The organism is uncultured Pedobacter sp. (assembly GCF_913776295.1).
Classification (GTDB): Bacteria; Bacteroidota; Bacteroidia; order Sphingobacteriales; family Sphingobacteriaceae; genus Pedobacter.
Genome location: NZ_CAJYOJ010000064.1, coordinates 23,800 through 38,009, shown reverse-complemented (window position 1 = coordinate 38,009; position 14,210 = coordinate 23,800). Strand labels below are relative to the sequence as shown.

The 14,210-nt window shown below is 39.0% G+C and carries 11 protein-coding genes; 9 read left to right on the top strand and 2 right to left on the bottom strand.

Going from position 1 to position 14,210, the window contains the following annotated elements:
* Positions 1 to 57: 57 nt before the first annotated feature.
* The 9 genes from QZ738_RS13940 (at position 58) to QZ738_RS13900 (ending at position 9,194) form a co-directional block, all read left to right on the top strand.
* On the top strand, positions 58 to 264 hold the full coding sequence (locus QZ738_RS13940; RefSeq protein ID WP_293788370.1) for an RNA-binding S4 domain-containing protein: 207 nt from the start codon (positions 58 to 60) through the stop codon (positions 262 to 264).
* Positions 264 to 1,319, top strand: a complete 1,056-nt coding sequence (gene aroB, locus QZ738_RS13935) for a 3-dehydroquinate synthase (protein ID WP_293788369.1) — start codon at positions 264 to 266, stop codon at positions 1,317 to 1,319. The genes QZ738_RS13940 and aroB overlap by 1 nt, the downstream gene beginning before the upstream one ends.
* A gap of 1 nt (position 1,320) precedes the next feature.
* Positions 1,321 to 2,274, top strand: coding sequence for a sterol desaturase family protein (locus tag QZ738_RS13930; protein WP_293788368.1), 954 nt, complete (start codon positions 1,321 to 1,323; stop codon positions 2,272 to 2,274).
* Positions 2,275 to 2,883: 609 nt separating this feature from the next.
* Positions 2,884 to 3,717, top strand: coding sequence for a prephenate dehydratase (locus QZ738_RS13925; protein WP_293788367.1), 834 nt, complete (start codon positions 2,884 to 2,886; stop codon positions 3,715 to 3,717).
* A gap of 125 nt (positions 3,718 to 3,842) precedes the next feature.
* The gene (locus tag QZ738_RS13920; RefSeq protein ID WP_293788366.1) at positions 3,843 to 4,982 is read left to right on the top strand and encodes a chorismate mutase; all 1,140 of its coding nucleotides are present in this window, start codon (positions 3,843 to 3,845) and stop codon (positions 4,980 to 4,982) included.
* A 138-nt stretch (positions 4,983 to 5,120) separates the two neighbouring features.
* Positions 5,121 to 6,410, top strand: coding sequence for a 3-phosphoshikimate 1-carboxyvinyltransferase (gene aroA / locus QZ738_RS13915; RefSeq protein ID WP_293788365.1), 1,290 nt, complete (start codon positions 5,121 to 5,123; stop codon positions 6,408 to 6,410).
* Between the two features lie 197 nt (positions 6,411 to 6,607).
* Positions 6,608 to 7,705 (top strand): chorismate synthase, encoded by a 1,098-nt coding sequence (gene aroC, locus QZ738_RS13910; RefSeq protein WP_293788364.1) that lies wholly within the window; start codon positions 6,608 to 6,610, stop codon positions 7,703 to 7,705.
* A 10-nt stretch (positions 7,706 to 7,715) separates the two neighbouring features.
* Positions 7,716 to 8,324, top strand: a complete 609-nt coding sequence (locus tag QZ738_RS13905) for a DUF1684 domain-containing protein (protein WP_293788363.1) — start codon at positions 7,716 to 7,718, stop codon at positions 8,322 to 8,324.
* A 114-nt stretch (positions 8,325 to 8,438) separates the two neighbouring features.
* A complete protein-coding gene (locus QZ738_RS13900; RefSeq protein WP_293788362.1) occupies positions 8,439 to 9,194 on the top strand; it encodes a LytTR family DNA-binding domain-containing protein in 756 nt (251 codons plus the stop codon).
* Between the two features lies 1 nt (position 9,195).
* On the opposite strand, the gene QZ738_RS13895 is transcribed toward QZ738_RS13900, so the two are convergent.
* On the bottom strand, positions 9,196 to 11,451 hold the full coding sequence (locus tag QZ738_RS13895; RefSeq protein WP_293788361.1) for a tetratricopeptide repeat protein: 2,256 nt from the start codon (positions 11,449 to 11,451) through the stop codon (positions 9,196 to 9,198).
* Positions 11,452 to 11,753: 302 nt separating this feature from the next.
* A complete protein-coding gene (locus QZ738_RS13890; protein WP_293788360.1) occupies positions 11,754 to 14,174 on the bottom strand; it encodes a thiamine pyrophosphate-dependent enzyme in 2,421 nt (806 codons plus the stop codon).
* Between the last annotated feature and the right edge of the window lie 36 nt (positions 14,175 to 14,210).

Below are 14,210 nucleotides of genomic sequence, written 5' to 3'. Positions count from 1 at the left end.
TAAAAAGCATTCGTTGTTAAAACTAAAAACCTTTAAATAATCGTATTTTTGCACAAAATGATACAATTCAAATTAGAGGGCGAATTTATTCCATTGATCCAGTTGCTAAAAGCAAGCGGATTGGTTGGCAGTGGCGGTGATGCCCAAACCGTTGTTGAAGAAGGTTTGGTGAAAGCCAACGGTGAGGTCGAATTCCGCAAACGCTATAAGGTTAGAGTTGGCGATATGATCACTTTTGGCGAAAATAAAATAGAAATTATTTAATGGAACCACTTACCAGCGCAGGCCATACGCTTTATTTCGAAAGTGATTTAGCTGCTTTAAAAACAATTTTAACCAGTAACAAATACAGCAAAGTTTTTGTACTGGCTGATGAACACACGAGTGAAATATGCTTACCCCATTTTCAATCCATCCTGGATTTTTCTGAATTTGACCTGATCGAAACTTCAGCAGGCGAAGAAAATAAAAACATCGATTTCTGCATTGGCATCTGGAAAACCTTACTGGATTTTGAAGCCGACCGTAAAAGCCTGATGATCAACCTTGGAGGAGGTGTAATTACTGATATGGGTGGCTTTATCGCCTCCACATACAAGCGCGGAATAGATTTCATCAACATCCCTACCACTCTCCTCTCTCAGGTTGATGCCTCAGTTGGCGGTAAAACGGGAATTGATATAGACAACGTAAAAAACATGGTAGGCACCTTTGCCCTTCCACAAATGGTTTTTATTGAAACTGCATTTTTAAAAACGCTGCCAGAACGCGAACTTTTGTCGGGTTTTGCCGAAATGATTAAACATGGTTTAATTTACGACAAACCTTATTACGAGAAATTAAAGGCAAGCAACTACTTGATGCCAGCGGCAGAGGATATTTACCGCTCAGTTGAAATTAAAAATGAGGTGGTTACCATCGATCCGCATGAGAAAAACCTGCGTAAGATTTTAAACTTCGGACATACCATCGGTCATGCCATTGAAGGTTATTCTTTGGCAAATGACGAAAATCCGTTAACACATGGCGAAGCCATTGCCATTGGTTTCGTATGCGAGGCTGCACTCTCAATCAACAACAGCTCATTAAGCACAGCAGAACTGGAAGATATCAGCAGGTATATCTTATCGTTATACCCTAAATATCACATTAAAAAAGAAAGCTATAACACGCTTCTGGAATTGATGAAAAGTGATAAAAAGAACGAAGATGGAAACATCCTGTTCTCACTTTTGGAAAATACAGGTAAGTGCACGTTTAACTGCCGTGTAAGTACAACCGATATTTTAAGCAGTTTAGATTATTACAACAGTTTATAAAATGAAATATACCGGAAGTGATATTTCTGTGATCGGGCTATTTAGCTTCGTTATCGTTTTAACCCTGGTTGAAATGTATTTCAGTTATCAGCACGACAGAAAATTATATACCAAACGCGATACCTGGACAAACATCTACCTGATGACGGCCGCCGTCGTGATCAATCTCGGGACCAAAACCTTTACTTTTTTCTTGCTGGCTTATTGCTACCAGTTCCGCTTGTTCCAGATTACCAATGTTTGGGCGTATTGGATTGTGCTGATTTTAGCGCAGGACTTTTTGTACTGGTTTTTACACACCGTGGGGCATTATGTTCGCTTTTTCTGGGCCATGCATGTTACGCACCACTCCTCTGAACACTTTAACTTAACTACAGGTTTCCGTTCAACTGTTTTTGAGCCATTGTACCGTGTTTTCTTTTATCTGCCCCTTGCCTTCATGGGTTTTACAGCGGTTGATATTCTTTTCGCCTACCTGGTAACCCAAATTTATGGCAACCTAGTTCATACCCAATACGATATCAAATTCCCGAAATGGTACGAATACATCTTTGTAACGCCATCTCATCACCGGGTGCACCATGCCAGCAACGTACGTTATCTGGATAAAAACATGGGCATGGTATTAATTCTTTGGGACAGGTGGTTTGGAACTTTCCAGGCTGAATTACCAGAAGATAAAGTTAAATACGGCTTAACCACCCAGCCTACCGATACAGGACCAGTGAACATTATTTTCCATGAATTTATTGCTTTAAAAGCAGACTTAAAAAAGGCACCGACGTTTATGGATAAAGTAAAGTACGTTTTTAACCCACCGGGATGGAGCCATGATGGAAGCACCAAAATTGCGAAGATCATGCAGCAGGAGTTGCGCGAGGAAGAGCAGAAAAAGTATGATGAGGAAAAAGTAAAAGCACTTAACGACCATGGCGCTTTAAGTTCTGCAGGGTAATGATAAGTTTAACCAGGGTCTGTGTCTCCACAGACCTTTTTTATACTAGAACTTAGCTATCTTTTTAATCCCAGATGCTTAAAGATAAACACAGATGATGTTTTCGCATGCAAAATGATGGATATTCGGTAAATCTATGATTTTATAAAAATAATTCAAATAAGACGTTTACTTATTAGCTACCGTCATCTCGAGCGAAGTGTAACGTAGTCGAGAGATCTATCAAAGCAGATCTCTCCGTTTCGCTACGTTCAGTCGAAGTGACGACGACTTTATTGAACGCTTTCGACAATAACACCTGCCTCCAACCATACAAAAATCCGCTTTTACGCCATTTTAAGCCGCAAAAAGACCAATAAGCGAACTGGTAAATTTTTAACAAAATTAAATTTTTTTAAAAATATTTTCAGTTTCCTATTGACAAATTAAATTTTGTTACTACATTTGGCTCAACAAAAAAAGAAATGCAAAATACAAACACATATTACTTTGGTTACTTTTACTATTTTAGTGAGAGCCGGGGCTAATATGCAAAAAGATATATCACAATATTAAAATGTATAAAAAAGTCCCGGCAAACAGCCGGGACTTTTTTGTTTTAACGCAAAAATGGAAACGACAAAACGTGTAGCAATTCAGGGTATTAAAGCATCTTTTCACGAAGAAGCCGCATATAAATTCTTTGGTAAAGACATTGAAACTGTTGAGTGTAATTCTTTTAAAGAAACCTGCGACAAGCTAGAGAGAAACGAGGCAGATTTCGTGGTAATGGCCATCGAAAACTCTATTGCAGGCAGTTTATTACCAAACTATACACTGATCAGAGATTTTGGTTTTTCAGTTGTGGGCGAAGTTTACTTGCCTATTCAGTTGCATTTAATGGCACTACCAGGCGTAAAGTTTGAAGATATTAAAGTAGTTACTTCACACCCTATCGCCATTCGCCAATGTATCGATTTCTTTTACGATTATCCACACATTAAAATCGTAGAAAGCAATGATACTGCTGCCTGTGCCAAACGCATACAGCAAGAGCAGCTAACAGACACCATGGCTATCGCAAACAGCTTAGCTGCTGAACTTTACGGGTTAAACATCTTAGAACGCCGTGTGGAATCAAACAAAAAAAACTACACCCGTTTCCTGATCCTTAAAAAAGACAAAACAGACGAGGGCAAAAAAATAAACAAGGCCTCCATCTGTTTTCAGGTTGGACACAGAGCCGGCTCATTGGCCACTGTGTTAAATATATTCGCAGAACAAGAGGTAAGCTTAACAAAAATACAATCTATGCCGGTTTTAGGTAAAAGAAACGAATATTACTTTTACGTCGATTTAGAATGGCCAAGCACCGAGAAATACGATAAAGCCATTAGAAAGGCATTAAAATATACTTCGAACTTTAATATTTTGGGCGAGTATCAAAAGAACGATAAAGTATAAACAAGTCGGGAGTCCGAAGTCAGGAGTCCACAGACAGATAGCAGCACATTAAAACTTGTAATAAAATAATTAAAATATAACTCCGGACATCCGATTTCGGAATAAAAACTTTAACAACCATCATCATGAAACTTAATTTAAACATTCAGCCTTTAAACACCTGGTTAAACGTAAACAACGAACCGCTCATCATTTCCGGTCCCTGCAGTGCAGAAACTGAAGAACAATTATTAACTACAGCACACTTACTGGCTGCTACCGGTAAAGTATCGGTATTGCGTGCGGGTATCTGGAAACCACGCACCCGTCCGGGAGAATTTGAAGGCATCGGAAGTATTGGTTTAGAATGGTTAAAACGCGCCAAAGCGGAGACCGGCTTACCTACAGCGGTAGAGGTTGCAAATGCAAAACACGTTGAGGAGGCTTTAGCAGCTGGCGTAGATATCCTTTGGATCGGCGCACGTTCTACGGTAAATCCATTCACCGTGCAGGAAATTGCTGATGCTTTAAAAGGTCATGATGTTCCGGTATTGATCAAAAACCCGGTTAACCCTGATTTACAGTTATGGATCGGTGCAATCGAGCGGATCAATGGGGCAGGAATTACTAAAATCGGTGCTATTCACCGTGGTTTCTCTTCGTTCGAGAAAAGTTCTTTCCGCAACGAACCCATGTGGGAAATGGCTATTCAACTGAAAACTTTATGTCCTGAACTTCCAATCATCAACGATCCAAGCCATATCTGTGGTAACCGTGAATTAATTCCTTACGTTTCTCAAAAAGCTTTGGATTTAGACATGCAAGGTTTAATGATCGAATCTCACGTAGATCCATCAGTGGCCTGGACAGATGCCAAACAACAAGTTACACCAGCCGCTTTAGCTGATCTGGTAGACCGTTTAACCGTACGTGAACCTGAAGTTCCAAACGAAGCATCTGCCGATAAGTTAGCTGAACTACGTAAATCAATTGATAAAATTGATGATATCTTATTACAGAAATTAGGTGAGCGTATGGCTATTGTAGAGAAAATCGGTGAGTTTAAGCGTGATAACCAGGTAACCATTTTACAGGTTAATCGTTGGGATGCCATCATCAAAAAAGGCCATGCTTTTGCCAAAGCCTTAAAATTAGACTTAAACTTTACAGAGAAATTCCTAGAATTAATGCACGGCGAATCCATCCGTAAACAAACTGAAATTATGAATGCCGGTAAAGCTGAAAAAGGCATCGCTGCGGAACAACATAACGAGGTTAAAGCGTAATTGAGGTGGAGGGTTTAAAGGTTTAAGGTGGAGGGTGAAACCTGACATTAAAAAGAAATCTTTTACAAATAACATTTATTGATGTGGTGTCAGATGTTACCATCTGGCACTAACATTTAAGTATAAAATAAAAAAAAAATGTCTAAAAATGCCTTAGTTTCTTTTAAAGGAACCAGGAATATTAATGCGGAAATCCAATTAACAGGCTCAAAAAGCGAATGCAACAGAGCACTAATTATTAGCGCTTTAAGCAAGAAACTGGTTAAAGTAGAGAACTTATCGAATGCAGCTGATACCGTTACCTTAAATGGTATTCTAACCAAATTAGGAGTTGATGGTGGTGAATTGGAAGGAAACTCCAAACCAAAAACTGCAAATTCCGAACTGGTTGATGTTGGCCCTGCAGGAACTGCTATGCGTTTCTTGTCTGCGTATCTTTCGGCTAAAAATGGTAATTTTTTACTTACCGGGACCGAGCGCATGAAGCAACGCCCTATCGGTATTTTGGCAGAAGCCTTAAAAACCATCGGCGCTGATATTGCTTATGCGGAGGCCGAAGGCTTTCCGCCGCTCAATATCAATGGTCCGTTAGACCAGAAAACAAACCAGGTAAAAATTAAAGGCGATATCAGCAGTCAGTATATCTCGGCCTTGCTGATGATTGCTCCTATCCTACCTCAGGGATTGACTTTAGAAATTGAAGGTGAGCTTACCTCCAAACCATATGTAGATATGACCCTGGAGATGCTTGCAGAAGTTGGTATTGAACACAGCTGGAATGAGAATTCCATTTCCATTAAACCACAGAGGTTTAAACCAGGCACCCTGGTGGTAGAACCCGATTGGAGTGCAGCATCTTATTGGTATAGCATTGCCGCTTTGGCTGATGAGGCAGAAATTGAGTTACCTGCATTAAAAGAAAAAAGTTTACAGGGCGATAGCCAGATCAAAAACATCATGAAGATTTTTGGCATTGCGACCAGTAAAACAGACAAGGGAATCAGCATTAGCAACCTGGGTCTTTCTTTAGATACAAAAGAAGTTTTAGACTTAAAAACCTGCCCGGATTTAGCACAAACTGTTATTGTTATTGCCGCAGCTTTAGGTAAAAACATGGCTTTTACAGGTTTGGAAACCTTAAAAATTAAAGAAACAGACCGCATTGCAGCCCTTCAGAATGAACTGGCCAAAATTGGCGTTACTTTAACTGAAAATAACCTGGTTTACACGCTGGATACCGACAATCTTCATTTCCCGGATAAAATTACCATTGCTACCTACGAAGACCACCGTATGGCCATGGCTTTTGCACCGCTTGCACTTTTAATCAATGAAGTTGAAATTGAAGACATGCAGGTAGTGGAAAAATCTTATCCATATTACTGGGAAGATTTTAAAAAAGCAGGGTTTGAGGTGAAAGAGATTTGAGAAATGAGATATGAGACACCAGGTGTGAGACTCAAGAAATAAAACAATAACATTATAACCGGAATTGAGTGCAATTTGAGCGGAAAACTTCTCAAATCTAACACTCAGATCTAACCTCTAAACAATTTAAAACAGAAGTCTAGATACGAATTTGGTTCTTCCCAAATCTCATATCTACCTTCTCCTATCTAATAAATATGGCAGGCAACTCATTTGGACAACTTTTTCGCATTACAACCTTTGGCGAATCGCATGGTGTGGCTATTGGTGTTATTATCGATGGCTGTCCGGCGCAATTGGATATTGATATGGATTTTATCCAGACAGAACTGGACAAACGCAAACCTGGTCAATCTAAAATCACCACACAAAGAAAGGAAAGTGATACCGTTCAGATTTTATCAGGCGTGTTTGAAGGAAAAAGTACCGGTACACCGATTGCACTTTTAATTCCGAATGAAGATCAGCGCTCTAAAGATTACGGGCATAATGTTGATGTTTACCGCCCAAGCCATGCCGATTATGTTTACGATGCGAAATATGGAATCCGCGACCACCGTGGTGGCGGGCGTTCATCTGCACGCGAAACAGCTGCCCGTGTAGCAGCCGGAGCAATTGCTAAATTATTTTTACAACAGCAGGGTATCGAAATTTTTGCCCATGTCACTTCAGTAGGAACGATTGAAGCACCAAATTTAGAAAGCAATGACCTGTCTGCTCTATTGCAAATCAGAGAAGAGAATATTGTGCGCTGCGCCGATCCGGCAACTGCACATGAAATGATTGAATTTATTGATTCAGTTAGAAAAGATGGCGATACCGTTGGCGGAAAAATAAGCTGTGTAATAAAAGGATGTCCGGCAGGTTTAGGCGAACCTGTTTTCGACAAATTGCATGCAGATTTAGGTAAAGCCATGCTTAGCATTAATGCCGTTCACGGTTTCGAATATGGCTCTGGTTTTGCCGGAAGCGAATTACGAGGATCTGAGCATAACGATATTCCCCAGCCAAAAGCTGCAGATTCGAAAGTATTTAAAACCACTACCAATTATGCAGGCGGCATTTTAGGGGGCATTTCTAATGGAATGGACATTACTTTTAAAGTAGCATTTAAACCTGTAGCCACCATTATGCACAACCAACAAACCATCAATGCCGCAGGTGAAGCTTCGGAGATTAAAGGCAAAGGCAGGCACGACCCTTGTGTAGTACCGAGAGCAGTAGTGATTGTTGAAGCCATGGCCGCACTGGTTTTAGCCGATCAGTTTTTAAGGAACAAAGCTAGTGTTATTTAATATTTTGCAAATGAAAATCATCACCCTTTTATTGCTATTAATCAGCATAAAGAGCTTTGCCCAAAGTTATGCTGAACAGATTGCAAAACATCGTGAGGCTTATAAAGAGGATTTCATTAAGGACGAGCGATCGCCACTTAAAAAAAGTGACTTGCAAAACCTGCACTTTTATGACGCAGATAGCACCTATAAAATTTTAGCCGACATAGAATTACTAAAGAATGAAAAAGTTTTTAAGATGCCTACTTTTAATGGCTCTAGCAGTGATTATTATAAGTATGCACATGTAAACTTTGTTCTCCATAACGAGAAAATCCAAATGACTTTGTACAAAAGTATTTCTTTAGCCAATAATCCCATGTATAAAGACCACCTCTTTTTACCCTTTACAGATGAAACCAACAATCAGGAAACTTATGGTGGTGGCAGGTACATTGATCTGAATGTAAAAGAAATTACAGATAATCACATCGAAATTGATTTTAACAAAGCCTATAACCCTTATTGTGCCTATAGTGATGGCTACCGCTGCCCTGTGCCACCAGCAGAAAATGATTTATCATTGGCCGTAAAAGCTGGAGAGAAATTATACACCGGCAAAAAGAAACACCAGAAATAAATCTGACTTTATAAACAAACAATATATTGAATGCATAATAATTGACATTTTAGCGTAAATTACATGCTTTAAAATAGAAACAGTTTTCCAAACTAATTATATCCTGATATCGAAATGAAATACAGCTGTTTAATTGTTGATGATAATGAAATTGAAAGGGATGCCATAGAAATGCATCTTAAAAAAATCCCATCATTAGATATTATTGCTGTTTGTACTGATGGTATAGAAGCTTCGCAAATTTTATCAACCACTTTAGTTGATATCGTTTTTTCTGATATCGATATGCCAGAACTTTCTGGTATGGATTTATTAAAGAGCTTAAAAAAACAGCCTTTATTTATTTTCATTACTTCATTTAGCGAGTATGCGGCAGAAAGCTTTAATTTGGACGCCCTGGATTTTATTGTTAAGCCTGCAACCTTCGAACGGATATTGAAAGCTGCTAATAAAGCAATTGAATATATTGAATTGAGGAAACAAGTAAATAAACTTCAGGTAGATCACATCAGCATTGAAGATAAAACAGACGGGGATTATTTCTTTTTTAGAGAGACTAAAGGTATAACGAAGCTGAAATATAATGATGTGATTTACATAGAAAGTATGGGTGATTTCTCAAAACTGTTTACCCGTATTGATAAACATGTTATTTTGGTCAGCTTGAAAAATCTGGAAAAACAATTGCCTTCCAAAATTTTCTTTAGGGTGCATAAACAATATATTATTAATGTAAATCATATTGTAACTTTAACTACTCATGAAGTTCATTTAGCGCATAACTTTTCAGTTCCGATAAGTGCTGCTAACAGGCAGGAATTGCTGGAAAAATCGATCGATAAGAAAATTTTGTCGAGATTTTCAAAATAAATTATTTATTCAACGTTATTTTAAAAAAACTACCTCCACCAGGATTGGTGCCTGCGCTGATTTTACCATTCATCAGGCTTATAAACGTCCGGGAAAGTAACAACCCTAAGCCAGTACCTTTTTCTTTATTGGTACCCAGAGTACTCACTGCCACACCAGAATAACCTGTCTTGTTAAAGTGTTCGATCTGTGCGGCTGTTAAACCGATACCTGTATCAGAAATTTTAATCTCAGGCATACTTTCAGTTGTAAGCATACTAATGGTAATGGTGCCACCATCCGGAGTAAATTTAATAGCATTACTGATGATGTTTCGAATAACGAGTATGAACATATTCGAGTCTACCCTGCAAAATGTTTGGGGGGGCACCAAATTTTGAATAGTCAACCTTTTTCCACTGGCCTGATGTTGCAAAGAAAGAATAACTTCACTAATTAGTTCGTAAATATCCAACGTTTCTAAATATGGATTAAAGCCCTGCATCTGGCTGGCTGCCCAATTCAGGAGGTTTTCCATCATGGTGGAAGTGTACGTAAGGTTATTTCTTAATGAAACCGCATACCGTTTCAACTTCTCCTGCTCAATATTACCGCCCTCAAGCAATTGCATAAAGGAAATTAAAGAATTTACAGGGGTACGCATATCATGACTCACCACGCTAAAAATACGGTCTTTAACTTTACCTAGCTGCTCTAACTCCTGTTTTTGGTTATTAATAATGATATTCAAACGCTTTGTTTTGCGCTGGTTGTAAAATATAACCGTGGCAATAATCAGAATCAGCATCGTGGCTGTGGTAAGAAATAATTTAACACGACTATCAAATTTAATCTGTTGTACCTGCTTACTAATCTGTTTATCCTTTATTCCGCTGGCTAGCTGTGCCTCAAATTTAGCTTTGGCAAATTTACTCTCCTGAGCCAGGCGCTGAAGATCAAGATCAGCTTTCGCTTTTTGAAAAGTTAACAGATCCAATGCTTTTTCTTTATCAATCAAGACCAATTGTTGTCTCTTCAGTTCAAGTTCCTGCTGCTGCCTTTTCAACTCGCCTTCCGTAAGTTTTTGTTTCAATAAATAATCACGTTCCTTAATGCCAAAATCAAGCTGCATTTGCCTTCTGGTAATTTCCCTTTCCTTTTCCTGATCAAAAATTTTATCTCTAACCACAATATATCGTCTATAGTAAGCTAAGGATTTGTTGTAATCTTTTAATTTTTCATATACAACACTCAAACCTAAGGTCGATTGTTTTTCTATATCAAGCAGTCTGTTTTCTTCTGCAATTTTTAAACTGTTATTGAGCAAGATAATTGCATTTTCAAAATCACTTTCTTTCTGGTAAAAGTTCCCTAAAGCATATAAACTTGCTGCATAAGCTTCTTTATCTTCTTCCGATTTATTGAGCTCAACCGATTTTTGATATGATTTTAATGCTATATCCTTTTGTCCTGTTGAAGTATACAAGTCGGCCAATTCTCTTTTGACCGTAGCGATTATGCCTAAATCTCCAATAGCCTCTGATACCTTCAACGATTTGTTATAATAGGTTAATGCCAGTTTTATCTTTTGGCCGGGCATCACATTCATTTCCATTAACTCACGATCTGAAGCCTCGAAATAATTGCTTCCGATTAAGCCATAAACAACTGCCGCCCCTCTCGTATTTTCTCCATCTTTAGTAAATATTTTTAGCGCCATGTTCATGTAAACAAGGGCCTGACTTTGATTGCCCAAACGCTGATAAATCGTTGAGACATTGGTATAACAACTTGCCAGATCAACTTCATTGCCCATTTTTTCATAAATAGCGATAGCTTTTTGGTTTACCTCCAATGATTTAGCATAATCAGGGATACTACTATATAAGGCTCCCAGGTTAAGGTAAGTACCGGCTACCATATCCAAATTTCCTACCGATTTAAACTCAGTAACCGCCTGTTGATAGTTTTCTTCTGCTTTTTCATATTCAGACCTCCCATGGTACATTAAACCTCTGCGGTAATAAGCCATTGCAGAAAATTTTTTCAGATTTTTCTCATGAGCAAGCTGAATGGTTTTTCCGACATATTCTTCCGCCTTTTCTACATTTTTCATCCTCATGTATTGGCGGTAAACTTCCGTCAATATTTTAATTTTAGTAGAGTCTGATTTCGAATTCTTCTGATTTAATTTTAAAAGACTATCCAGTTTTTTCTGTGGTGCAGCGATCTGGCTGAAGCCTACCGTACATAGGAATGAAAAAAAAAGAAACAGCATGCCTTTTTTTAGAAGACATACTTTATTTACTAACTGGATATTTCCAAGACAGGACCTCATTTTCAGACCGAACTAATTAATTATCTGAGCTGAAAAATTCATTAAAAATCTTGAAATTACAGCGTTTATATCCGGGATGAGATAAGACATTCTGAAATTACAAAAGTAAATTTTGGCTTATAAAGGTAAAAAAGGCGGACGAGTCACATTTTTTTTACCATTACTTCAAAATTACAATCATTTGTAACATAAACAAGAAATTTGGCTGTAAAAGGCTAAAATTATCTGTACTAGACCCTTAGTTAAAATAGTGAGGGGTACTTATTGGGATTTGCATCATGCATCATCTGGTAAACAGCTTCGATCACATCATCAATGGATGGCTTACTGAAATAATCACCATCTGATCCGAATGGGGGGCGATGCGCTTTAGCCGATAATGTTTTTGGCTGACCATCTAAATAGAAATAGCCTTTTTGCTCTTCAAGCACCTTCTGAAGAATATAAGCAGAAGCCCCTCCAGGAACATCCTCATCTACTACCAGCAATTTGTTGGTTTTGGCAAGCGAGTTTACACAAACCTGTGTGGTATCGAAAGGTAAGAGCGTTTGAGGATCAATAATTTCGACAGAAATACCGAACAAGCTCAGCTCTTCTGCCGCCTCCTGTACTATTCTTAAGCAAGAACCATATGAAATAACCGTAACATCAGTTCCTTCTTCCAAAACCTCAGCGCTGCCTAGTGGCACGGTAAATTCTCCGGCATTAGCTGGCAGTTTTTCTTTAAGTCTGTAACCATTTAAACATTCGATTACAATTGCTGGTTCATCAGCCCTAAAAAGCGTATTATACATACCGGCAGCCTGGGTCATATTTCTGGGCACGCATACATGCATTCCCCTTAACGTACTTAAAATCATACTGATTGGTGAACCGGAATGCCAGATGCCTTCTAAACGATGACCACGGGTACGTACAATAACCGGCGCTTTTTGAATTCCTTTGGTTCGATAAGAAAGCGATGCCAGATCGTCGCTGAGCACATTTAATGCAAAAATCAGATAATCAAGATATTGGATTTCGGCAATTGGCTTCAGACCCCTCATCGCTAAACCGATTCCCTGCCCCATTATCGTCATTTCCCTGATTCCGGTATCGGTAATCCTTAATTCTCCATATTTGGCCTGTAAGCCTGCAAAACCCTGGTTTACGTCTCCAATGTTCCCTAAATCTTCTCCAAAAGCAACTAAACGTGGATCGCGTGCAAAGTTTTCATTAAAGCAGGCATTGAGTACTTCCCTACCGTCAACCATTTTAGCTTGTTCATCATATATGGCTTCAACCAATGCAATCGTATCCGGACTTTCTTTACCGTTGGTATGCAGCTTGGAATTGTAACGGTCATAATTTAAATGATCCTGTTGTTTATACCAGGCTAATAGCTCATTACGTTCAGGACTGTTAAAACCAGCTGACAAACGTATGGCTTTGCGTGCAGCAGCAAATACTTCCCTGCGTTGCGCATCGGCAATTGAAGCTAAATTTGCAGCAATTTTTGCCAGTTCGGGCTGATGTTTAGCGATGGCTCTAACAAGATCAACCACCTGTTTTTGCTCTGGTTTAATGCTATCCAGAAATTCATTCCAGGCTTCTTTTTGCGCGTCGCGTACAAAAACCTTTGCGTTTTTCTCGAGTGTTGTAATTTCCTCTTCTGTTGCCAGCGCCGATTCGAGCATCCAGGTACGCATTTTCTGGATACAATCGTACTCTGTTTCCCAGGATAAACGGTCTTTTGATTTGTACCTTTCGTGCGATCCGGAGGTGGAGTGCCCCTGAGGTTGGGTAAGCTCGGTAACATGAATTAGAACAGGCACATGTTCGTCTCTGCAAACCTGTATTGCCTTTTCATACACCTCGCATAAAGCGGGATAATCCCAGCCTTTTACTTTATAAATTTCATATCCCGGTTGATCAGCATTACGTTGAAAACCTTTTAAAACTTCGGAAATATCTTCTTTAGTTGTTTGATATTTTGCCGGAACTGAAATGCCATAGTCATCATCCCAAATAGAAATGGCCATTGGTATCTGTAAAACACCAGCAGCATTAATGGCTTCGAAAAATACCCCTTCCGAAGTTGATGCATTACCAATGGTACCAAACGCCACTTCATTTCCGTTTACAGAGAAGTGTTTTAAATAATCCAGTTCTTTATTTTGTCTGAATAATTTAGAAGCATAAGCTAAACCTACCAGGCGGGCCATCTGGCCACCCGTTGGCGAAATATCAGATGAGCAGTTCTTAATTTGTGTTAAATCGTTCCAACTACCATCTTCATTAACCGATTTTGTTGCGAAATGACAGTTCATCTGTCTTCCTCCCGAAAATGGGTCAGCGCCATCGGTTGGATTGGCATAAAGCTGTGCAAAAAATTCTTTAATGGTAGAAATCCCTGTTGCAAAGGCAAAAGTTTGATCGCGGTAATAACCCGAACGCCAATCGCCATTTTTAAAGGCTTTCGCCATAGCCAATTGCGGAACCTCTTTACCGTCGCCGAAAATACCAAATTTAGCCTTCCCTGTTAATACTTCCCTACGGCCTAAAATACTGGCCTGCCTGCTTTCGAAGGCAATTCTATAGTCGTTTATAACGATAGATTTAAAATCGTTAAAACTAAGTTCGGAAGCATCAATAGTTTTGGTCATCAATTTTTCATTCGGCATAGTAATCAAAGATTGGTTGCGGCAAATATAGGCAAA